Here is a 22784-nt window from a genome sequence, read left to right as displayed (position 1 = left end):
CATGCCGGGATTGATTCTGCCACTGCTGCTGCTGGCCCTGCTGTCGATACTTGCGCTCCTGATATCGGTCACTGTCGGTAGCTCCTCTGTGCCCATCGACGAAGTCTGGGCGGTATTCATGGGCGAGGGCAGTGCTCTGGCCCAGACACTCGTGCTCGATCTTCGTCTGCCGCGGTCGTTGGCGGCTTTTGCCACAGGCGGCTTACTGGCCGTTGCTGGTGCACTGATGCAGGTGCTTCTGCGGAATCCGCTCGCCGATCCTTATGTACTCGGCCTTTCTGGCGGTGCCGCTGTAGGCGCGCTGGCTGCGATGGTGGCAGGCATGGGCGCGCTCATTGTTTCCGGTGCGGCTTTCGCAGGCGCATTGCTGTCGACTCTGCTCGTTTTTGGCCTTGCTCATGGCACGGGCAGCTGGACGCCTTCGCGTCTTCTGCTCACTGGTGTGGTGGTCGCAGCCGGTTGGGGCGCTTTCATCACCTTGATGCTTGCGCTCAGCCCCGCCAGTCGTCTGCCCGGTATGTTGTATTGGTTGATGGGCGATCTTTCTTATGCCCACAGCCCCTGGTACGCACTTGTTATTCTGCTCGCCGTCTGTTTCCTCGTTATCCCGCTCGGGCGGAGTCTTAACGTGCTCGCACGCGGACCGCTGCAGGCGGCTGCACTTGGAGTCGCTGTCAAGCCGATGGAATGGGGCATCTATGTGATAGCCAGTCTGCTCACGGCCGTTGCCGTGACGACAGCTGGCAGTATCGGCTTTGTCGGTCTGGTGGTGCCACATATGCTGCGCCTGATCCTGGGCAACGACCAGCGCCTGATACTTCCGGCCTGCGCCCTCGCCGGCGGCATGCTCCTGACATTGGCCGATACCCTGGCTCGCACGGTGATCGCGCCGGAGCAGTTGCCGGTTGGTGTGATCACGGCGCTCCTTGGCGTGCCGACATTCCTGCTATTGCTGCACCGGAGTCGCTGATGAGTCGCCTGTCGCTGAAAAATCTTGTTATCGATATTCCGGGCCGGTTAGACGGCAGACCACTGGACTTCGTCATCGAGGCAGGTCAGGTCTGGGGCGTGCTTGGGCCAAACGGCGCGGGTAAGACGACACTGCTGCATACCATCGCAGGCCTGCGCGCGCCCCGATCAGGCGATGTGCTGTTAGACGGTGACTCACTGAGCAAGCTGCGCCGACGTGCGGTCGCACAGAAGCTGGGGCTGGTGTTTCAGGAACGTCATGACGATTTTCCCGCCACAGTGCTCGAGACTGCCTTGATCGGTAGGCATCCGTATCTGTCGTCGTGGCAGATGGAGCGGGCTGATGATATCGAACAGGCGAAGAAGGCACTGGCGCGGCTGGATGTGGCTCACCTACAGGACCGCCTCGTCAACACCCTGTCCGGTGGCGAGCGACAGCGGGTCGCCATCGCCACGGTGCTCACCCAGGCCCCTGCGATCTGGCTCGCAGACGAACCGACCAATCACCTCGACCTGCATCACCAGACAGCGACTATGGCACTACTGGCAGACGAAGCCAGTGCGGGGCATGCCGTTGTGCTTTGCCTGCACGATCTGAATCTGGCCGCACGCTGGTGCGATCACCTACTGCTGCTGTTCCCGGATGGCGAGGCGTGTTGGGGGGCGGCTGACAGCATGCTGGTACCCGGCGCGCTGGAGCGTTTGTACGGTCAGCGCTTATCTGTTGCTGAGATTGACGGTGCACCAGTATTTGTACCCAGAAGATAGGTTCAGCGAACAACAACCCGTACTCCCCACACACAGAACAGGAGCCTTATCGTGCGCGAAGATGCCAAGCAACCTGAGCGCCATGCCCGTCGCATGGCCGCAAAACAGAAAGTTATGCAGGAGCGGATTGCCAACGCTCAGAAAGAGCAGGGCGTTCTGCTGGTGTTGACTGGTCCTGGAAAGGGCAAGAGCAGTTCGGCCTTTGGCATGGCCGCACGAGCGCTCGGTCACGGCATGAAAGTAGGTATCGTGCAGTTCATCAAGGGCGCCTTCAGCACTGGTGAGCAGGCATTCTTCAAGGATCTGCCGAACGTCGACTATCACGTGATGGGGCAGGGCTATACCTGGGACACACAGGATCGGGAAAAAGATGAAAAAGCCGCCGCGGAAGCTTGGAGCATTGCCGCAAAGATGCTGTCGGATGAGCGCTACGGGCTCGTTCTGCTCGATGAACTCAACATCGCCCTCCGCTATGAATACCTCGATATCGACCAGGTACTCGACGATCTTCAGGGCCGCCCCGCCATGCAGCATGCCGTTGTGACGGGACGAAATGCACCACAGCAGCTCATCGAGCTGGCCGACACCGTCACTGAAATGAAAGTGGTCAAGCACGCCTTCAAGGATCAGGGTATCAAGGCCCAGAAAGGCATAGAGCTCTAGGGACGCATGAAATGACGACGCTGATGATCCAGGGCACGACCTCAGACGCTGGCAAGACTACCGTAGTGGCAGCACTGTGCCGCTGGCTGGCAAGACAGGGTGTGTCGGTCGCGCCGTTCAAGCCGCAAAATATGGCGCTAAACAGTGCTGTCACCATGGATGGCGGGGAGATCGGCCGGTCAACAGCCCTGCAGGCACTGGCCTGTGGCATCGAACCACACAGCGATATGAACCCGGTCTTACTCAAGCCGCAGACAGACTGTGGCGCTCAGGTCATCCTGCGCGGCAAGGTCTTCGGCAACATGGACGCGCTGGATTACCACGCGTATAAGGCTGAAGCCATGAAGTCGGTGCTGGCAGCATGGGAAGCGCTCAGCAGTCGCTACGACGTGATCATCGCCGAAGGTGCCGGCAGCCCGGCAGAAATCAACCTGCGTGCCAACGACATTGCAAACATGGGTTTCGCCGAAGCCATCGATTGCCCGGTGCTACTGGTTGGAGATATTGATCGCGGCGGCGTGTTCGCCCAGCTCGTCGGCACACTTGCACTGTTGTCCGAGCGTGAGCAGGCGCGCACCCAGGGTTTTATCATCAACCGCTTCAGAGGCGATATTGCGCTGCTGCAGCCAGGGCTGGACTGGCTCGAGGCGCGCACGGGCAAGCCGGTGAACGGCGTTCTGCCTTATCTCCATGGTCTGCTGATCGATGCAGAAGACGGTGTCGCCACAGGCGGTGAGAGCGACAAGGGTGCACTGAGAATCGTTGTGCCGGTACCGCCCCGGATCAGTAATCATAACGATTTTGATCCCTTGCGACTTCACCCAGGCGTAGATCTGATTTTTGTTGGCCCTGACCAGCCCATTCCGCCGGCGGATGTCATCCTGCTGCCGGGCAGCAAGAGCACCTGCCACGACCTCGCCTGGCTGCGACAGCAAGGCTGGGCAGAAGTGATTCAAAGACATCTGCGTTACGGCGGCAGGGTCTTTGGCATCTGCGGTGGGTTTCAGATGCTCGGCAAGGATGTGCAGGACCCCGATGGGCTGGAAGGCCAGGCAGGTTCTGTGAAAGGCTTCGGGCTGCTCGACATGACTACCCGCATGGTGGTCGGCAAGCAGCTTGCCAATGTCAAAGGCACCATCGCTTTTGGTCCGGGTCGACCAACTTTGACGGGCTATGAAATTCATAATGGGGTCTCAAGTGGTCCAGCGCTCGAACGCCCACTGGCATGGATCGGTAAGCGTCCGGATGGTGCCGTCAGTGCTGACGGCCAGATCATGGGGACTTACCTGCACGGCATCTTCGATGACCCCGGCGCCTGTGAAGCGCTGCTTCTGCAACTTGGAATGAAAGAAAATACCCACCGGGCGATCGATTACCATCATCACCGCCAGCAACAGCTGGACCGACTCGCAGACTCTGTAGAAAACAGCCTGGACTGCGAATGGCTACGGAGACTATTGAAAGTTGCTTAAATACAATCAGCTGTGCCTGCGCGCACTCTGCGTTCAAATCCTGACCCTGAGTATCATTCTATTCTGCGCGGCCCCTACGCAGGCAAAAATGCTCTTTGGCATCGTCTCCGAGCGATCTGCGCCGTCGCTGGCAGCAGGCGCAGATGATTTTCTGCGAAAACATCCCAGGCACAAGCTGGCTCTGCGTACGCCTGATCAAATCGCTGAACTCTCCGACGCAGAGTTGCAGGCGCTCATGACTGCCGCTGATGCCATCCTGATGGCGGCAGTCTTTGGGGACGAGGTGGTGCCGCGGCTGGAGCGCCTGCTAAAAACCCTTCCGCCGCAAAAGCCACTGCTGGTCGTGCACTCCGATCGACGCCTGGTGACCCGTTCACGCCTCGAAGGTAGTGCGGTGTTTGCAGGTCTGGATATCGAGGCCATCGAAGCACTTGGCGAAAGCCCCGCTCCGGACGAGGATGCCGAGCAGCACCGCATGGATCTGGCAAGCCGCTTTCCAGAACAGGCGGAGTGGCTGGAAGGGCAGGCTTACTGGGAGGGGCGCGGCAGTGACAATCTTGCCGCATTGCTGGCCTGGATGCTGGACCTTGAGGCGCCGAAGCCGAGACCACTGGCCGCAGTGCGTTATTATCAAGGTGGCGAGGTCGTGCGGGGCCCGAAGCTCCACAGCGAGCAGCCGCTCGTTGCAGTACTCGACCTCGACTCAGGTGACGAGGCTGGAAACCGGGCCTTGCTCGATACATTATGTCAGGCGCTACAGGACAAAGATCTGCAATGTCTGGGTGTACTCGCCCGCTGGGGCGCCGCAAGTCGTCTCGCGCTCGAGAAGCTGACAGCTTACCCTCAACTTACCGGCATCATCAGTTTGCAGGATTTTGTCATAGGCGGTGGTGGTGAGCGCGAAGCTGCGATTACTGCGCTGGAGCAACTTGATGTGCCCCTATACAAGGGCATCCGCCTGGCAGATCGCACAGCCGCCCAGTGGCGGATCTCTGAAGACGGCATGCCATGGGAGGCGGTGAATTATCAGCTCGCCATGCCCGAGCTGCAGGGCGCCTCGCAGCCGATCTTGCTGGCCGCCGCCGGAGCGCCTTACATCCACGAAGCCACTGGCCTGCGTCTACAGATCAGTCAACCGGTGCAGGCGCAGATCGACTCGCTCACCGAGCGAGTGAAACGCTGGAGTCAACTGCAGCAAAAGGCCAACGCCGATAAGCGGCTCGCGATCATTTACTATAACCACCCGCCCGGCCGGCACAATGTCGGCGCCGACAATCTCGATGTGCCAGCGACGCTTTGGGACATGCTCAATGCGCTCGCAGCATCGGGTTACGACACCGGTGAGTTGCCTGATTCTCCGGCCGCGCTGCTGGAGCAAATTCAGCAGCGCGGCATCAACCTGCCCGAGGACCGCCAGGCGCTGAAAGCACTTTATGGGCAGGTCGAAAGCCTTGGAACAGACGCGTACAAAAGCTATTTCGCCACGCTACCGCCTGCCGTGCAGGATGAACTTGTGCTCGGGCCACTGGGCTACCTTCAGGCACAGCTGAAGGAGGCGGTGCGTCTCGGCGAAATCGAACTGGGCCGGCAGCTCATGGATCGTACGCTGGGCGACATCCACCACCTGCTGGAAGGGACCCAGCACGCCGGGCGACCACGAGCACTGGACCTTCTGGATCAGTTGGCAGTGCTCATTGAAGCACTGCTGACAGGTGAGTCCAAGGACTGGGGGGCCGCAGAGGCAATCGTCGACGCACTGGCGCGGATAGGTATCGAAGGTATCAAGGGCTGGGGCGAGCCTCCTGGATGGAGCATGACCTACAAAAACCGAATGCTGTTCCCGGGGCTACGCTTCGGCAAGATCTTCATAGGCCCGCAACCACCGCGTGGCTGGGAGCTCAACGAGGAGCTGCTGCACGCCAACACAACTATTCCGCCCACGCATCAGTACCTGGCGTTCTATCATTGGCTTCGCGAGCAGTTCAAGGCTGATGCCATCGTTCACCTTGGCCGGCATTCGACCTATGAATTCCTGCCACGCCGCCGCGCTGCGATGGGCGCTGATGACTATCCCTTGCTGGTAGCGGGGCATGTTCCAGGGATCTATCCCTACATCGTCGATGGTGTAGGCGAGGGTATCCAGGCCAAGCGTCGGGGTCTTGCGGTCATGATCGATCATCTTACGCCACCGTTGAAGACGACCCCACTCTACGACGAGTTGCTAGAGCTGCGCCAGCTGGTGGAAACCTGGGAGTCAGCGAGTGCCGGCAGCAGCGCCACGCTTGCCGGGCGAGCCATGCTGAAGATCCGTGAGACGGTGGAGGCGCTGGAGCTCCAGGATGAGCTGATCGGCACGATTGCCGAAGAGCATGGCATAGATGGTCTGACCTACGAGAACGTCGACGAAGCGATGCTGGTGCATGAGATCGGCCATTACCTGACGGATCTGCAGGAAGCCTTCATGCCGCATGGGCTGCATGTCTTCGGTCGTGACTGGGCGACAGAGGCCGTCGACATGATGCTTGAATCGATGGGCGACGAAACCGCCCGTAAAGCACTGACCATTTCACCCGGCGCCGAGCATTCAGCACTCCTGTCAGCGCTCGAGGGCAAGTTCGTGCGGCCAGGGAAGGGCAACGACCCTATACGTTCGCCAGATGCCCTGCCGACCGGTCGAAACTTTCATGCGCTCGATGGCAGCGTCCTGCCAACTCAACTGGCTTACGATCTTGGCCAGGAGCTGGCAGACAAGGCACGGACCAAAGGCGCTGGCGACGAGGGTCGTTCCGCCGTGGTGCTATGGGCCTCTGATACTGTCCGGGATGAGGGCGCCATGGTCGCCTTCGGTATGAGCCTGCTCGGTGTCAGGCCAGTCTGGAATAGCCGGGGCATCATCTCGGAGCTGGAGCGTTTGCCGCTCACCGAGCGTGAATCGTCAGAAGGGAAGCCCATTCCTGCACAACGCCAGGACGTACTCTTTACCACCTCCGGACTGTTTCGCGACCTGTATCCGAATCTGCTGATCTGGCTCGATCGTTCGGTCCTGCTTGCTCTGGACGGCGCCAGCCTGACGATTCAGGCAGAGCACCCGGAGCTTGCCGAGGCGCTGAAGGGCGCGCTCGAGCCACTTGGTGAACTTCGCAGACCTGGAAACGAGCGCCTTGACGCCAACGAGGTTGCCGCCAACTGGGTCGCTGAGACCCGAGCCTCGCTGAATGATGCCCTTGAGCCGCAGCAGTCGGGTCGTCTGGCGAGCCTGCGAATATTCGGCGATGCACCGGGCGCCTACGGCGCAGGCGTGAACCGTCTCGTCGAACGCTCAGGTGCCTGGGAGGATCGTAGCGAAGTCGCGGCCGCTTACCTGCAGCGCATGGGGCATGCCTATGGGGTCGGTCACAACGGCACTGCGGCGCATGCCAGCTTCAAGCAGGGGCTGCAGGCGGTGCAACAGACCTACCTTGGGCGGGCGAGCAATCTTTACGGCCTGCTGGACAACAACGACGCCTTTGATTATCTCGGTGGGCTGAGCCTTGCCGTGGAGACGGTTAGCGGCCAGGTGCCGGAAGGTAGGGTGATTGAGCATGCAAGGGCCGACAACGCCAGTATCGAACGTTTAGATGTCGCGCTCAAACAGGAGCTCAGGGGCCGCTACCTCAATCCCGCCTGGATACAGCCACTCATGAACCACGATTACGCCGGGGCACGAACGATGGGTAGTGAGTTCCTCGAGTATCTCTGGGGCTGGCAGGTGACGAACCCCGACATTATCAAGAGCTGGGTCTGGGACGAGGTGAAAAGCGTCTATCTCGATGATAAACACAGTCTGGGCCTTGATGAATTTCTTGAGCAGGGCTCCAACGTCCACGTCAAAGCCAATATGGAAGCCATCCTCCTGGTCGCCGCTCACAAAGGTTTCTGGAAGGCGGACGATACAACGCTCGATGAGCTGGCCGAGCAGTTCGCTACACATGTGGTCGAGAACGGTCTACCCGGTAGCGGTCATACGCGGCCTGGCCACCCGATGCTCAGCTGGATTGAGCCCCGTCTGGATGAGCCCCTGCGGGAGGCGTTTCAGCAGGCGAGAGAGGCCGCTCGGCAGCCTGAGCCGGAGGCCTTGCAGCAGCCGGTGAGCATCACCGAAATTCAGGCGACGGAACAGACGCCTCAAAAGCCGGAAAAATCTGAAGAAGCGCCCGCGGCCGAACCCCCAGCGAACGAACCCGTAGGTGACAATCAGCTGCTATGGCTGACAGCAGCGATGTTGTTACTGCTACTTCTGGGTGGTCTTCTACATGGTGCCCGTGGCCACGCCACTCAACTCAACGATAAGAAAATCCGGAGAATTGATGAGCATTGACGTCCTGAGCCACCTGACTCACGAATTCGTGGGCCTGCTGCTGGCGCCGGTATTGCTGTTATTGATCATCGCAGTCGCTGCTGCCATTTGGGAGGCCGGTATCAGCCTCGCGGAGCGCTGGTGGGCCTTACCGAGGATAAAGCGAAGTGGCAGCATTGAAGCCGCTGCGGAGTTGGGGCGGCGACGCATCGAGCGCGCAGACCTGCTGGCGAGAGTGGGTCCCATGCTCGGCCTAATGGGCACCCTCATTCCGTTGGGGCCGGGGCTCGCTGCACTCGGTCGTGGCGAACTGGAGGTGCTTGCTGAAGCCGTCACGGTTGCTTTCGATACGACCGTCATGGGCCTCCTCATCGGCATTATCGGATTTATTCTGGCAAGGCTTCGGCGGCGTTGGTACGACCAGGTGCTGGATGCGCTGGAATCTGCAGCACAATGAAAAGACGCGATCTCCTGCGTAGTCGCTTCGATGGTGAAAGTGAGGAACCTCTCGGGCCGCTGGCCAATCTCGTCGACATCATGCTCGTATTCGCCTGCGGCCTCATTGCAGCGCTTTTTGCCAGCAGCGAGCAACTTCAGACGCACTTGCAACAGCGTTCGCAAATCGTGGAGCAGGGGCGTGAGCTGCCGGATCTGCCTGAGGGTATAGGCGAGGCGGGACAGGGTTTCGAGCCGATGGGCCGTGTCTACCGTGACCCGCGTAGCGGTAAGCTCATACTCGTCGGCGAGGAGACCAAAAAACCATGACGCAAAATGTGAACGAGCCTTTTAGCGAGGCTGAGGTACGAGGGCTCTACCGCGCCATACATGAGCGACGCGATGTGCGCTCACAGTTTCGACCAGACCCCATACCGGCAAACGTGCTGGCGCGCCTGCTGCAAGCTGCCCATCATGCGCCATCCGTCGGGTTCATGCAGCCTTGGGATTTCCTCGTCATCGATAGCGTGTCTATCCGCAAGGACGTGCTGGCCATCTTCGACAGCGAGAATGAGAAGGCTGCAAACAACTACACCGGCGAGCAGGGGGCCAACTACCGCAGCCTGAAACTGCAGGGCATACTCGAAAGTCCGCTCAATATTTGCATTACCTGCAATCGCAGTCGTGGCGGTACCCACGTGCTGGGCCGCAATTCCATAGTGGAAACAGATCTGTTCAGTACCTGTCTTGCCGTTCAGAATCTCTGGTTGGCAGCACGGGCTGAGGGAATTGGCGTTGGCTGGGTGAGCATTCTGAATCAGGCGCAACTCAGCCAAACGCTGAGACTACCCCCAGAGGTCTATCCACTGGCCTATCTCTGTATTGGCTACGTGAGCGAGTTTCTCGACCAGCCTGAGCTTCAGGCGGCCGGCTGGCGGAGCCGTCTGCCGCTCGAGGCGCTGGTGCATGGCAGCACCTGGGGGGAGCGTCTGCAGGACCAGAGCCTGTGTAGAGCACTGGCGGATATCCGCGTTGATACCTGAGAGGCAGCAAACGTCTATCATGCGCCAGCCTATCGTAGCTGACTGTCCTTGCTGCCACGACGGTTGAAGCTGCTGCTCGCTGCGTTGTCCTGGTCTGCCGCAGTCTGGCAGGCAATGCATCGCCGCACACCAGGCAGCGCCCGCCGACGTGCCTCAGCGATCGGCTCGTCGCAGTCCTCACAGCGTATCAGGCTGTCACCTTGTGTAAGTCTGCTGCGCGCCTGCTGAACAGCGTCTTCGACGCTTGCGTCAATCTGATCCTGTACGGCCCCGTCCCGGGCCCAACCCCCAGCCATAATAGACTCCTGCCTAGTTGTTTCATTCAACCTTATCTTCAAGTACGGATTCACGGCGGCAAATGACTCTTCGGTGCTAGAATGAAGTTGTCGTCCAAGCATGATCACAGGTGAGTCATGGCCAGCAATACAACGAACAGAAGCAAGACCGACCAGGTGCTTGAAGAGCAGCGCAGGTACATTGCCCAGCGCGAGAAAGGCTATCGGGAGCAGGCACTCAAGCTTTACCCGTGGGTCTGTGGGCGTTGCGCCCGTGAATTTTCGGGCAAGAACCTACGTGAGCTGACCGTGCATCATGTCAACCATAATCATGATGACAATCCGTCAGATGGCAGTAATTGGGAGCTGCTCTGTCTCTATTGTCATGATGAAGAGCACAGCAAATTCGAAGCCTTTGTCCGCTACGGCGGTGGTGGAGAAAACAAGCGCGAAGCAGCGACCTTCAACCCTTTCGCTGGCCTCAAGGAAGCGCTGGAGAAAAAGAAGTAGCCCAAGGTCACAAGCGCTCAGACCAGCTGCATTCGGCAGGCGCAGGCCGTGGCGGCGGCGCGGTTGCTCACTTTCAGCTTGCGGTAAATGTGCTGGACGTGCGTCCGCACCGTGGTCACCGATAGTTTCAGTTCATCTGCAATGCCCTGGTTCTTGAGACCTCTCGATAAGAGAATAAGCACTTGCGTTTCCCGGGTCGTCAGCGCTTCTGCTAACCCGGTCTGGGGGGTTGGGGCTATCGTTGCGCTGGCCCGGCCAGCAATCTGGTCCAGTAGCTGCGACAAGCTGTGGCGCAGTGTTGGCTCCAGGGCTTCCTCCGGAAAGATCCGCCAGAGCAGGAAGGGGTCTGCCAGAACGCCAAGGAGAGATTCTGTCTCGAGCTGGCCAGCCACGCGCATGAACAGGCTGAGGGCCTGTTCCTCGCGCCGGCTACGATAGAGGCAGACCGCCCGCAGCACGTCCACCTCCAGCGTTCTCAGCCATTGACCGGTCCGCATCAGGTGGCCCTGTACCCTGTCCAGTAGCGGGAACAGGGTTTCCGCAGGCAGTTGATGCAGGCGCATCTTGATGCGCCAGAGTAGAGCGGTCTGCTCCTGCAGCGAGCATCCGTCGAGTTCGATGCCTTCGGTCGGCGGGAGGCGAATCAGATCATGCGTTTCGCTGCCTGTCATGATCTGTAGCGCATCGTTCATGGTGGCGGCGGATGCAAACCAGTAGGAGCGCGAGGTAGCGCTTGACTGCAGCGACGCAAGCTCATGAATGACCTGTCGTGCCGAATAGATGTCGCCGCGCAGAAGGAGAAGGTCAGCACGTAAGGTTACGAGCAGATTGTTCTTGAGGATATCCTGCGCGATTCGCGGCTGCCCCTGAAATAACTCGGCGCGCTTGCCGAGCGGCTGCAGCTTACCTGCCATCCTGTCCAGCAGGAGTTCGAGCATATCCAGCCAATCATAGGCACTGGCCAGCGAGACACCGTTATCGACAAGCCGGCCTCTCAGGGCCTGAAGACTCTGCTCCGCCTGCCTTCGCCGACATGACAGTATCAGCATCCAGAAATTGAATATCGAGAACGTAAGGTGCAAGGCCCAGGACATCATGGCCTCGGTTTGTGCCAGTCCGGTGGCCACGACAGGAAAAAGTTTCGCCATGTCGCCGGCCTGGGCGAGACTGAAGGCTTCCTGAAGCAGCACTACAGGATTGGTCGGCGCACATCTCGAAGTGCCTTGCACCCACTCCTGACAGGTCATCACACCCTGCTGGGTCAATTCTGAGTAGAGCTGGATTTCGGCGATGAAACGACCCAGGCGTTCCTCACTCATATACTTGCCGAGGGTTTCCGGCTTGCTGTGCCGTAGCAGTTCGAGAACCCGCTGAAAATAACGCATGATCTCTAGATCGCTGCCCTGATAGATGGCACAGCGGACGGCGCAAATCAGTAGGATGGGGTGCCGAATTTCACAGGCTTCGTCCAGGAGGTTGATCCAGCGTCGCAAGTCGTAGACGTGGAGGCGGGCAGTGAGTTCGTCGGCGTTTGCCAGCAAAAGTGTTTCCAGTTTTGACCAGTCTTCCAGCCGGAGGCAGGCCTCGATCGCCATGGACTGGAAGCCCTTGCGCTCCAGCCAGCCCCTGCACCGGGTCAGTGTTGCTTTGGGCAGCGTCACAGCGTACGTCGACAGAACAAGCTCCACGAGCGGCTTGCTGTTGAGCTGCAGCGTCTGCTCCTTCGTGAGGCGACGCGCAAGCAGTCCAGAGACCTGCAGATTTTGCAGGGCCTGATCGAAGTCCTTCAGGCCCTCCTCATCAGTGAACAGTGCGTGAGGCAAGGGGCCGAGCCACAGCAGCAGCCACATGAGCTCTTGCTCTCCGATCTCGAAGCGCATGCCATTTCGTGCCAGCCAATCGGATACCGTCGTCCGCAGGTGTTCTTCACCATGCGAAACCGGCGTAAGCAAACGCTCACTGGACCTGACGAGTAAATCGGATACCAGCCCTGGCCAGCCTTTCGTCAAGGTGAACAACTGTTCGCTGGTGTGCTGGGCCCGACAGTCGGCGGGCAGGAGTTCGTGCAGTACGCAGACTTCCGCAGGGGTCATGGCGAGGTCGTTGAACGCGAAGTAATAGGCAAATTCACGCATGAAACCGGACGCACAGCGGGACTCAAGGCGAGCCGCTTCCGGATAAAAGGCTGTAAGCACAATGATCCGCTGATCGGCATCAGCGTCACGGCAGAGCGCTGCTACCTCACTCCAGACCAGCATGTCGAAACCGAGCGGTCCCAGATCGAGAATGAGTGCTGCTGAAGACCTGGGTGCGCACGACGCCCTGGTCGCCTCGAGGACTTTCGCAGGGGCTGAGGGCAGCTTCTCAAGCAGCTCGGCGCTCATCTTCCGGGCGCTTCCGTCTCGACGCCACTTGAAGTATCGATACGGCAGGTTGCGGGTTGCTAACCACTGCAAGACACCGCGGCGCTTACCGCTGCCCTGGGGCGAATGAACGATCAGGCGCTCATGCTCCGACAACAGCCGGAACAGCGCCGGATGCGCTCTGACGAGGCTGAAGCGCGGATGAGCCTGGAGGTGCTCCCTCTCGGTGTTAGCGGTGCGATCCATACAAACGTTCTTGGCGTGAAATGGTTTTTTTGGAACTACTTGTAATTCGGCGAAGGCAAAATGGTACAGGTGTAAACAGAGACTGTGAGTCAGCACGCAGAAAAAACGTGACAAGTGTCACGCTTCCAATCTGTGCCTTGTCGCCTGAAAGAAAAGTCATCCTTTCATAGGATATGAGCACACCTGCGCAGGCTCTAGTGTGTCGCATCACTCAAATGGGTGATGCAAGTGAAACAGGATGCCCGCTCTCCAAGACAGGACCATAACAATGAAAAACACCTTCAAACGCCGGCTGATGCTGGCGGCCATTACGTGTGCGATCGCAGGAGCACCCTCCGGCGCCCAAGCCTCCCTCTGGGAAAAGGATGCTGCAGAAGAGCCTGCCGACACCCCTATCATTCGCTGGTGGGACGACGGTCTGGCAGGTACTTTGCACCTGCTTCAAAGCGTTACCAATCTGAACAAGAACAATATCATAGACACCAACGGCACCTACCCAGAGAACGTAGCCTGTGACGCTGACACGGCCGGGGCACGTACGACCGAGGGCAATTGCAACGACCTCGACCAGACCCGTATGGGCAGCGAAGGCATGCGCTTTGGTCGCAACGTGCCGCTCAACTCGGCGTACGCCGACGAAGCAATGCTTATGGAGCCAAACCCCCGGATGATCAGCCGTGAGCTGATGACCCGCGATGACATCAAGGAAGTCGATTTCCTCAGTTATTGGGCGGCCGCCTGGATCCAGTTCATGACACACGACTGGTTCTCGCACAGGGATGATGCTGGTGCGCCACACGAGGTGCCACTGGATGCCGACGATCCGCTGGCCAGTGAACTGGGCGGCAGCATGGCTATCGCGAAAACCGAGGTCGATCCGACCTGGACCCCTTATGAAAACACACCGAAAGCCTACACCAACCGGCTTACGCACTGGTGGGATGGCTCTCAGCTCTACGGCAGCGATCAGGTGGTTCAGGATAGCCTGAGAACTTTTGAAGGCGGCAAGCTCATCATCGAACCCAGTGGCCGTTTGGCCGTCAATCCAGAGACCGGTCTGCCTGTCACCGGCTTCAGTGATAACTGGTGGCTCGGGCTGCAGATGTTCCATGAGCTGTTCGTGAAGGAACACAATGCGATTGCAGAGATGCTGGCTGCAAAATATCCCTCGTGGACCGACCAGCAGCTGTTCAACAAGGCTCGTCTGATCAACGCGGCGATTATGGCCAAGATTCACACTGTGGACTGGACACCCGCCATTCTTAAAACGACCAATACCAAGTTGGCGCTGAATCTGGACTGGGAAGTAGTTGTTGGCGGTGACAAGAATCTGCGTGACACGCCGTATAGCCTAACGGAGGAATTCGTGGCTGTGTACCGAATGCATCCCCTGATCCGTGACTCGGTGGATATGGTCGACTATCAGTCAGGCAAGGTGATCAAGGCTGTCAGTACCACCGATCAGGCTTTTCAGAAGGCGCCTGGGGTACTGGATTCATTGGGTAATGAGAACGTGTACTATTCGTTTGGTATGACCCACCCAGGTCAGCTGACCCCGCATAACTATCCGAAGTTCCTCCAGGAACTACGCATGCCCGATGGCCGTGTGCTGGATATGGCCGCACTCGACATTCTTCGCGATCGAGAGCGCGGTGTGCCCCGCTACAATGAGTTCAGACGACAGCTGAAGATGCCACCCATTAATGATTTTACGGATATCACGCCGGACAGGGCGCTCGCAGAGAAGATGCGCGAGGTCTACAACAACGATGTCGAATTGATTGACACCGTGGTCGGCCAACTGGCTGAAGGGTACCGCCCAGATGGTTTCGGCTTCAGTGATACGACCTTTCGGATATTTACCGTGATGGCGCCGCGACGATTCCAGTCAGACCGCTTCTATACCACCGACTTCAACGAACAGGTGTACACAAAAGAGGGTATGGCCTGGATCAAGGACGCCAACTTCCGCAGCGTTATTCTTCGACACGAGCCCGAACTGGGGAAAAAGATGGCATTGGTCGGCAACCCGTTCTTTCCATGGGATACCGACAGCTGCGATTGGCGTATTCAGGACAAGCTGAAGTGTGATTACCGCCGTCTCAAGCTGAAGTTCAGTCGGGACTGATTTCCACCCGAAGCGTTTACCAAGCTGCAACGACCACCCTAATCGTGGTCGTTGACTCGGGGGCCGGGGATTGCTAGATTCCCGCCCTGCCTTTCGGTGACCCTTTACGTTCAGGGTTTAAACGGGAAGTCGGTGCCAGTCCGACGCTGCCCCCGCAACGGTGATTGAGTCAAAAGCAACCAGTACGCCACTGTGTCATGACATGGGAAGGCGGTCTGCTTCGGCGCTTCGGCGCCGGCTCATCAGTCCGTAGACCGGCCAGAGGGGTCATGCCAGGTGTTGCGGTGGGCGACTATGGGCAGGTCAGCCTCGTCTATCTGGCATCCCCTGTCTTTGTTTGTTTTGCCCCGCAATGCCTTTGCACTCATGCTGCCAGGGCTAATCATGTTGACCACCCAACGTACTCGTATCACCGGCACTACCGCCGCCGCACTCATCTGTGCCCCAGGGTCTGGTCATGGCAAGTCCATGGTCACCGCCGCCATGGCCCGTCTGCATCGCAACGCCGGACGCAGCGTCCGAGTATTCAAGCACGGCCCCGACTATCTCGACCCGATGGTGCTCGAACTGGCCTCTGGCGCGCCTGTCTATCAGGTCCACGGCTGGATGACTGGCGATGAAGAGATCCGTTGGCGCCTGGCAGAAGCTGCCCGCGACGTAGATCTCGTACTGGTCGAAGGGTCGATGGGCTTGTTCGATGGTGAACCGTGTAGCGCCGATCTTGCAGTCAGCTGCGGGATTCCTGCATTGCCTGTCATCGATGCGCGCGCCATGGGCCAGACTTTCGGGGCACTGGCGCTTGGGCTTGCCAGCTATAGGCCCGATGTCAAGGTGCATGAGGTCATTGCCAACCGAGTCGGCAGTGCCTATCACACCCAGCTGGTAGGCGAGAGCCTGCCCCCTGGCATCAGTCTGCTCGGCGCCATTCCGCGCAGCGAGTTCTTCACGATACCGGACCGGCATCTTGGCCTGGTACAGGCCAGTGAGCTGCCAGAACTGGATGCAGCACTCGACGCGGCCGCTGAGGTCTTGAAAGAAGCCGGTCTCGACCGGCTGCCTGCCCAGGTCACGCTTAGTGCAGACGCGCCTCAGCCGATCCCTCGTCTGCTGACCGGGCGTCGCATTGCCATCGCTCGTGACAATGCCTTCGCCTTTATCTATCCAGCCAATCTGGACGTGCTCAGAAGCATGGGCGCTGAGCTGACATTCTTCTCGCCTTTGTCAGACCAGACACTGCCGGCATGCGATGCCATCTGGCTACCGGGTGGGTATCCCGAACTTCACGGTAAAACCCTTTCTGGCAATACAGCGATGCGTGCGGCTATTCGTGCGCATCATTCGGCTGGCAAACCCATCCTCGCTGAGTGTGGCGGATTGATGGCCTGTGTCGATAGTCTGCTGGACACTGAAGGCGTGGCGCATGCGATGTATGGGCTTATGCCCGGGCAGGCTCGGATGGCCGGGCGTCTGAAAGGGCTGGGTATGCAGGCCATGGCCGGTAGCGGCGATAGCGCGCATGAAGAGTTGCGCGGCCATGCCTACCACCATTCCGAACTGGATACGCCGCTGGCGCCAGCAGTACTCACCAGACGCTTGCGAGGCAGTGCTGGCGAAGCGATCTATCGGCAGGGGAGTCTGACGGCCAGCTATTTTCACGGCTATTTCCCCTCGGCACCGCAATTGATCGCCGACCTGTTCAACGGCCGCGCCGTTGCTGCCGGCCACTGATCATGACGCCCAGCAGTGGATCCATGCGTCCGGAAACCCCGGAGTACCGCGGCCCACTGCGTACGGGTCTGACGACAGGCGCCTGCGCGACAGCCGCTTCGCTTGCAGCCGCACGCCTTTTGTTAACGGGAAAACGTACCACTGCGCTGACCATACGCCTGCCACGGGGCGGCGAGCCGGAGATGACAATAGCGGATCTCATGTGCACTGGTGACTCCGCCACAGCCGGCATCATCAAGGACGCTGGCGATGATCCCGATGCCACCCACGGCGCGCGGCTCTGGGTCGAAATCAGACTGCTGCAAAGGCCAGGTTTCGAATTCGTCGCAGGCGCCGGTGTGGGCACTGTGACGCGCAAGGGCCTGAGTCTCGCGGTGGGGGAGCCGGCTATCAATCCGGTGCCCCGTCAGATGATTACCGAACACCTGCAGCAGCTTGCTGAAGAAGCTGATTTTACTGGCGGCTTTCGCGTTACGGTAGGCGTTGATAATGGGGAAAAGATCGCCCTGCGAACAATGAACGGCCGCCTCGGTATCATAGGTGGACTTTCCGTGCTGGGCACCACCGGTATCGTCAGACCGTTTTCATGCGCAGCCTATATTGCATCGATTCATCAGTCGGTTGATGTCGCGCGTGCCAATGGGCTCACGCATCTCGCCGGGTGTACCGGCGGGACCAGCGAGCTTTTTGTGTCGCGACAGTATGGCCTGAGTGAGATGGCTATCGTTGAAATGGGCGACCTCTTTGGTGCGCTGCTCAAGTACCTGCGCCGCAATTCCGTGCCCCGTTTCACGCTGGTCAGTGGCTTTGGCAAGTTGAGCAAGTTCGCTGCAGGCCATCCGGATACTCACAGCCGCAAGTGCGCCATCGATTTGCCCTGGCTTGCACGCCAGGCGGCCGCGCTAGGCGCGACAGAGACATTGCAGGCGATGATTTCGCGGTCGAACACCTCTATCGAAACCCTCGGCTATTGTCAGCAGGCTGGCATCCCGCTGGGGGATCGTCTTGCACAACTCGCACTGGCACGGGTCTACGCCTATCTGCCTGCAGATATCGGAGTAGCCGTCTGTGCCATTGATCGCGGCGGAGAGCTTGTAGGCTACGCCGATAGGGCAACACAGCCATGAGCGCGCCAGCTATCAGCATCAGCAATCTACGCAAGCACTATGAGGGCGCCCCCAAGGGGGCAAAAAAGGAAGGGGTGGCGACCAGGCGTGAAGCGCTTGCAGGCATCGACATGAACATTCCTGCTGGCGCATTTTTTGGACTACTCGGGCGCAATGGCGCAGGCAAGACATCGCTTATCGGACTCATCACCGGGCTCGTGCGCATGGAAACCGGCAGCATCAGCATCTTCGGCTTCGACAATCAACGCCAGGCCATGGCTGCAAGATGTTGCGTCGGGCTCGTGCCACAGGAGGTCAACTTCAACAGTTTCGAGCCCGTGCAGGAAATCGTCTCTACCCAGGGCATGTACTACGGGCTATCGAGAAAAGATGCCGCGCGGCGGGCCTGTGAGGTCCTTGAGCTCGTGGGTCTGGCTGATAGAGCCAGGTCGAAGGCCTGGGGACTTTCCGGCGGTCTGAAAAGACGTCTGATGATTGCACGGGCACTCGTACACAGGCCAAGACTGCTGATGCTGGATGAGCCAAGCGCCGGTCTCGATGTGGAGGCCCGCCAGGCGACCTGGGCCATGCTTCGTGAGTTGAACGGGCAGGGCACCACCATCTTTCTCACCACACACTATCTGGAGGAGGCTGAGGCGCTGTGCAACGATATCGCTATCATCGATGCAGGTCGAATCATTGCCCGGGATACACCTGAAGTTCTCTTGAGCGGTCTGCAGACGCAGCATCTGATGCTCGAGCTGGCGGACGCCCCGCTGACGCGCCCTCAACTCGCCCGTGGGAGAGTGCGCGATTTTGATGGGCACCGGCTTGAACTGGACTGGCCTCAGCATGAGACGCTCGATCAACTCTTTAACGAACTCCTGCAGCAGGGTATCAAGGTACTGGCCGTTCAGCAGGGTTCGAACCGCCTGGAGTCACGCTTCCTTGAGCTCCTGGCAGCGCGCGCTTCAGCTGATACGGGGCGCGTATGAACGCCGGTATGTACTGGAACGCCTATCAGGGCCTCGTTATAAAACAGGTGCGGCGCTTCGTGCGCAGCTGGGTGCAGAGCCTGCTGCCTTCGGTGGTGACCGCGTCGCTATTCATGCTGATCTTCGGACACTTTGTAGGCCGCGATCTGGCCGCAGTCGAAGGCGTGCCGTACGCCGATTTTCTCATGCCTGGCCTGATACTGTTCGCCGTTGTCAGTAATGCCTACAGCAACACCACGCTAGCCTTTTTCGGCGCCCGTCTGCAACGACACATCGAAGAAATGCTGGTGGCGCCGATGCCTGCCTGGCTGATAGTGGCTGGTTTTGCAACAGCTGGTGTCATACGTGGTTTGCTGGCTGGCGCACTGGTTGCGGCGCTGGCCCTGCCGTTTACCAGTCTGGAAGTGCACCATTTGGCATCCGGGCTCGGCGTAGCCGTACTGAGCGCGCTGTTGTTCTCGTTCGCAGGCCTGGTCAATGGCGTGTTCGCCCGCAACTTCGACGATACCTCGCTGGTCAACACCTTCATCCTGACACCGCTGATGTACCTTGGCGGCGTGTTCTATCCCATCAGCCGTCTGCCGTCGCCCTGGGCGGATGTTTCGCAGCTCAACCCAATGGTCCATATCGTCGACGGTTTTCGTTATGCGTTGCTTGATATCGGAGACAGCAGTCGTGCCAGCACATTCATCGTGCTGCCCCTGATCACATGTGCGGTCGGTGGCCTCGCCTGGTGGCTGATCGCCCGAGGTATACGAATCAAATCATGATTATCGTTACAATCTTACAGAGCAAGCCATGAACAAAGACCTGCACGACTACATTCGCGATGGCGCGGCCATTTACGAGGCTTCTTTTGCCACCATACGGGCCGAGGCCGATCTTTCGCGTCTGCCAGCTGAAATGGAAGCCCCAGCCGTCCGCATCATCCACGCCTGCGGCATGGTAGACGTTCTGCAACACCTGGCGTTCTCCGATGGCGTTGGCCAGGCAGCCAGAGCGGCGCTGAAGGCGGGTAAGCCCATCATTTGTGACAGCCAGATGGTGGCACATGGTGTCACCCGCGCCAGATTGCCCGCCAATAATCAGGTGATTTGCACCCTGCGCGACCCGCGGGTACCTGCACTGGCCACACAGATTGGCAATACCCGCAGTGCAGCAGCCGTCAATCTATGGGAGCCGGATCTTGAGGGCGCCGTAGTGGCGATTGGCAATGCCCCCACAGCGCTGTTCCATCTCCTGAATCTCATGGCCGCCGGCGGATCAAGACCTGCGGCCATTCTCGGTTTTCCAGTTGGCTTCATTGGTGCAGCGGAAAGCAAGCAGGCACTTGCGGCCACACCAGGCATCCATTTCATCACCGTGCACGGCAGACTGGGCGGCAGCGCCATGGCAGCCGCTGCGGTCAACGCCCTTGCTAGCGACATCGAGTGAGCACCATGACAACACAACAAGCACCTGGACGGCTTTACGGCCTTGGCACCGGACCTGGCGACCCCGAGTTGCTGACCTTGAAAACAGTCCGTCTGTTGACGGAGTGCCCAGTGGTGGCCTATTTCTGCAAGCGCGGCAGCAGGGGGCGCGCACGCGCCAGTTGCGAAGCGCATATCGGGGCTCAGCATCAGGAGCTGGCGCTCGTTTACCCTGTCACTGTTGAGCTGCCGCATACGAGCCAGGAGTATCATGACCGGATCGAGGCTTTCTTCGATGTAGCTGCGGAGGCGGTGGCCGAGCACTTGCTGGCAGGGCACGACGTCGCGCTGCTGAACGAAGGCGACGCCTTCTTCTACGGTTCCTTCATGCACGTTTTCCTGCGCCTGAAAGAACGTTTCGAAATTACCGTGGTGCCTGGCGTCAACTCAGTCATGGCCTGTGGTGCACTGCTGCCAAGGCCTCTGATCATGCGCGATGATGTGCTCACAGTCATTCCAGGCACGCTCGATGATGAATCGCTTCGGGCCAGTATGTCCGGCAGCAAGGCGACCGTGATCATGAAGGTCGGCTCCAACCTCGGACGTATCTGTCGCATGGCAGAGGAACTGGGTATGGCCGACCGTGCGTGGTATGTGGAGAAGGCCAGTATGCCTGAGCAGCGCGTATCGCCACTCTCCGAAATCGGCGACACCATAGCGCCTTATTTTTCGATGGTACTCATTCCCGGCCCGGGCGTACGTGTATGAGCGCTACAGCATCCAGTGGCGGCATACTGTCGGTTGTCGGAACCGGCCCGGCTGGTGCGGCCTGGATGAGTCCGGAGACGGCGGCACTCATTGATGAAGCTACTGATCTGGTCGGCTACGGCCCCTATCTCGACCGTGTCGCCAAGCCGCATCATCGCTGCCATCCCTCGGACAATCGAGTGGAGCTCGTGCGAGCGGCGCAAGCGCTGGATCTTGCTGCTGAAGGCCGTCACGTCGCTGTTGTCTCCGGTGGCGATCCCGGAATTTTTGCAATGGCCGCAGCCATTTGTGAAGTGCTTGCCAACAAGGCCTCACCTGCTTGGCAGGACGTGAAGCTCGGCATTTACCCCGGTATTTCTGCACTACAGGCGGCCGCTGCAAGAACAGGCGCACCACTGGGTCACGACTTCTGCGTGATGTCCTTGTCCGACGTGCTCAAGCCCTGGTCAGTCATCCGCAAGCGCATCACGCTGGCTGCACAGGCCGATTTTGCCATGGCGTTCTATAACCCGCGTTCCAGCCATCGACCGTGGCAGTTAGGCGAGGCTCTCGAGGTGCTCAGAACAGTGCAGGCAGCCGAGACCCCTGTCATTTTCGCCAGGGCCGTAGGCAGGGCAGATGAATCGTTGCACTTCACCACGCTCGCGGCGGCTGATCCGACACTTGTAGACATGCAGACGCTCGTCCTGATCGGGAACTCACTTGCCCGTAACTTCGAGCATGGCGGACGACAGTGGGTTTACAGCCCAAGGGACTATCCTGAGCAATCGGCCGAGACATAGAATCGCTGGATGCGGGTGCCGCTCAGCCCCGCAGCGCTTCGAGATTGGCGATCACGTCCTCCACACTGTAAAGCTCGCGGTCGGCTGATGGTAGCTCTGGACGTTCGACCATGATGACGGACAAGCCAGCGTGCCGGGCTGCGTCCAGCTTTGGCTGTGCGGCGGGGCCACCGGAGTTCTTGGTCACGACAATATCAATGCCATACCTTGATAGCAGTGCCTGCTCGCCGGCCAGATCGAAAGGGCCGCGGTCAGTGATCAATGTCCAGCTGGCAAAAGCTGGCGGAGGCTCAGGCGGATCAACGCAGCGAACGACAAAATGCAGGCCGGCCATCGACTCGAAATGCCGGAGGGTCGTGCCGCCGGTAGTCAGCAGGACGTTCTGCCCGGGCTCGGTCACTTCGCCGAGTCGCACAGCGGCCGCATCGAGGTCGGGGACATCGTACCAGTGGTCGCCGTCCACAGGCGTCCAGGCTGGCCGTCCCAGCCGTAGCAGGGGCAAACCTGTCATGCGGCAGGCCGCCACGGCGTTGGCTGACATTTGTGCCGCGAAAGGGTGGGTGGCGTCCACCACGGCTGCGGCACCATGGTCCTGCAGCCATTGGACCAGGCCGGCGATGCCGCCGAATCCGCCGCGGCGTGTCGGCAGTCCCGAAGGCAGGGGACGACGTGTACGTCCCGCCAGCGAATAAGTAGCCTCGAAGCGAGGATCGTGCAGAAGCGCGGCGGCCAGGTTCATGGCATCACGTGTGCCACCAAGAATAAGTACATGCATTGGCAGCTCG

The 22784-nt window shown here is 59.5% G+C and carries 20 protein-coding genes and 1 riboswitch; of the genes, 17 read left to right on the top strand and 3 right to left on the bottom strand.

Annotated elements, in window-relative coordinates; genetic code table 11:
* Nucleotide 1 precedes the first annotated feature (1 nt).
* The 8 genes from ACH3PB_RS06835 (at nt 2) to bluB (ending at nt 9686) form a co-directional block, all read left to right on the top strand.
* Nucleotides 2-970, top strand: a complete 969-nt coding sequence (locus ACH3PB_RS06835) for a FecCD family ABC transporter permease (RefSeq protein ID WP_416398710.1) — start codon at nt 2-4, stop codon at nt 968-970.
* Entirely contained in the window at nt 970-1737 is a 768-nt protein-coding gene (locus ACH3PB_RS06830) for an ABC transporter ATP-binding protein (protein ID WP_416398709.1), read from the top strand. Before ACH3PB_RS06835 ends, ACH3PB_RS06830 begins: the two co-directional genes overlap by 1 nt.
* A gap of 51 nt (nt 1738-1788) precedes the next feature.
* Nucleotides 1789-2400: a cob(I)yrinic acid a,c-diamide adenosyltransferase gene (gene cobO / locus ACH3PB_RS06825; protein ID WP_416398708.1), complete on the top strand. Its 612-nt coding sequence runs from the start codon at nt 1789-1791 to the stop codon at nt 2398-2400.
* Between the two features lie 11 nt (nt 2401-2411).
* Nucleotides 2412-3872 (top strand): cobyric acid synthase, encoded by a 1461-nt coding sequence (locus ACH3PB_RS06820; RefSeq protein ID WP_416398707.1) that lies wholly within the window; start codon nt 2412-2414, stop codon nt 3870-3872.
* Nucleotides 3873-3960: 88 nt separating this feature from the next.
* Nucleotides 3961-8229: a cobaltochelatase subunit CobN gene (locus ACH3PB_RS06815; protein WP_416398706.1), complete on the top strand. Its 4269-nt coding sequence runs from the start codon at nt 3961-3963 to the stop codon at nt 8227-8229.
* The gene (locus ACH3PB_RS06810) at nt 8219-8665 is read left to right on the top strand and encodes a MotA/TolQ/ExbB proton channel family protein (protein ID WP_416398705.1); all 447 of its coding nucleotides are present in this window, start codon (nt 8219-8221) and stop codon (nt 8663-8665) included. Before ACH3PB_RS06815 ends, ACH3PB_RS06810 begins: the two co-directional genes overlap by 11 nt.
* Nucleotides 8662-8973 (top strand): DUF2149 domain-containing protein, encoded by a 312-nt coding sequence (locus ACH3PB_RS06805; protein WP_416398704.1) that lies wholly within the window; start codon nt 8662-8664, stop codon nt 8971-8973. The genes ACH3PB_RS06810 and ACH3PB_RS06805 overlap by 4 nt, the downstream gene beginning before the upstream one ends.
* On the top strand, nt 8970-9686 hold the full coding sequence (gene bluB, locus ACH3PB_RS06800) for a 5,6-dimethylbenzimidazole synthase (protein ID WP_416398703.1): 717 nt from the start codon (nt 8970-8972) through the stop codon (nt 9684-9686). Before ACH3PB_RS06805 ends, bluB begins: the two co-directional genes overlap by 4 nt.
* A 29-nt stretch (nt 9687-9715) precedes the next feature.
* Here bluB and ACH3PB_RS06795 read toward each other — a convergent pair whose 3' ends face one another.
* Complete coding sequence (locus tag ACH3PB_RS06795) at nt 9716-9982, bottom strand: DksA/TraR family C4-type zinc finger protein (RefSeq protein ID WP_416398702.1); 267 nt, start codon at nt 9980-9982, stop codon at nt 9716-9718.
* Nucleotides 9983-10099: 117 nt separating this feature from the next.
* Between ACH3PB_RS06795 and ACH3PB_RS06790 the strand changes: the two genes are divergently transcribed.
* Nucleotides 10100-10471: a YajD family HNH nuclease gene (locus ACH3PB_RS06790; protein WP_416398701.1), complete on the top strand. Its 372-nt coding sequence runs from the start codon at nt 10100-10102 to the stop codon at nt 10469-10471.
* A 17-nt stretch (nt 10472-10488) separates the two neighbouring features.
* Here ACH3PB_RS06790 and ACH3PB_RS06785 read toward each other — a convergent pair whose 3' ends face one another.
* Nucleotides 10489-13080: a response regulator transcription factor gene (locus ACH3PB_RS06785; RefSeq protein WP_416398700.1), complete on the bottom strand. Its 2592-nt coding sequence runs from the start codon at nt 13078-13080 to the stop codon at nt 10489-10491.
* A gap of 268 nt (nt 13081-13348) precedes the next feature.
* Between ACH3PB_RS06785 and ACH3PB_RS06780 the strand changes: the two genes are divergently transcribed.
* The 8 genes from ACH3PB_RS06780 (at nt 13349) to cobJ (ending at nt 21999) form a co-directional block, all read left to right on the top strand.
* On the top strand, nt 13349-15208 hold the full coding sequence (locus ACH3PB_RS06780) for a peroxidase family protein (RefSeq protein WP_416398699.1): 1860 nt from the start codon (nt 13349-13351) through the stop codon (nt 15206-15208).
* Nucleotides 15209-15285: 77 nt separating this feature from the next.
* Nucleotides 15286-15486, top strand: a riboswitch (cobalamin riboswitch).
* Between the two features lie 106 nt (nt 15487-15592).
* On the top strand, nt 15593-16936 hold the full coding sequence (locus ACH3PB_RS06775) for a cobyrinate a,c-diamide synthase (protein WP_416398698.1): 1344 nt from the start codon (nt 15593-15595) through the stop codon (nt 16934-16936).
* A 2-nt stretch (nt 16937-16938) separates the two neighbouring features.
* Nucleotides 16939-18063 (top strand): cobalt-precorrin-5B (C(1))-methyltransferase, encoded by a 1125-nt coding sequence (locus ACH3PB_RS06770; RefSeq protein WP_416398697.1) that lies wholly within the window; start codon nt 16939-16941, stop codon nt 18061-18063.
* Complete coding sequence (locus tag ACH3PB_RS06765) at nt 18060-19037, top strand: ABC transporter ATP-binding protein (RefSeq protein ID WP_416398696.1); 978 nt, start codon at nt 18060-18062, stop codon at nt 19035-19037. Before ACH3PB_RS06770 ends, ACH3PB_RS06765 begins: the two co-directional genes overlap by 4 nt.
* Nucleotides 19034-19807, top strand: coding sequence for an ABC transporter permease (locus tag ACH3PB_RS06760; RefSeq protein ID WP_416398695.1), 774 nt, complete (start codon nt 19034-19036; stop codon nt 19805-19807). The genes ACH3PB_RS06765 and ACH3PB_RS06760 overlap by 4 nt, the downstream gene beginning before the upstream one ends.
* Before the next feature lie 40 nt (nt 19808-19847).
* The gene (locus ACH3PB_RS06755; protein ID WP_416399426.1) at nt 19848-20471 is read left to right on the top strand and encodes a precorrin-8X methylmutase; all 624 of its coding nucleotides are present in this window, start codon (nt 19848-19850) and stop codon (nt 20469-20471) included.
* A 5-nt stretch (nt 20472-20476) separates the two neighbouring features.
* Nucleotides 20477-21217, top strand: a complete 741-nt coding sequence (locus ACH3PB_RS06750; protein WP_416398694.1) for a precorrin-2 C(20)-methyltransferase — start codon at nt 20477-20479, stop codon at nt 21215-21217.
* Complete coding sequence (gene cobJ, locus ACH3PB_RS06745) at nt 21214-21999, top strand: precorrin-3B C(17)-methyltransferase (protein ID WP_416398693.1); 786 nt, start codon at nt 21214-21216, stop codon at nt 21997-21999. The genes ACH3PB_RS06750 and cobJ overlap by 4 nt, the downstream gene beginning before the upstream one ends.
* A 22-nt stretch (nt 22000-22021) precedes the next feature.
* Here the strand turns inward: cobJ and ACH3PB_RS06740 are convergent, their stop codons facing one another.
* Nucleotides 22022-22774 (bottom strand): cobalt-precorrin-6A reductase, encoded by a 753-nt coding sequence (locus ACH3PB_RS06740; protein WP_416398692.1) that lies wholly within the window; start codon nt 22772-22774, stop codon nt 22022-22024.
* Between the last annotated feature and the right edge of the window lie 10 nt (nt 22775-22784).

Origin of the sequence: Allohahella sp. A8, assembly GCF_047946665.1 — a bacterium.
GTDB lineage: Bacteria > Pseudomonadota > Gammaproteobacteria > Pseudomonadales > Oleiphilaceae > Allohahella.
Note: the sequence above shows the minus strand (reverse complement) of the source record. Positions and strands in the feature narration are given on the sequence as shown.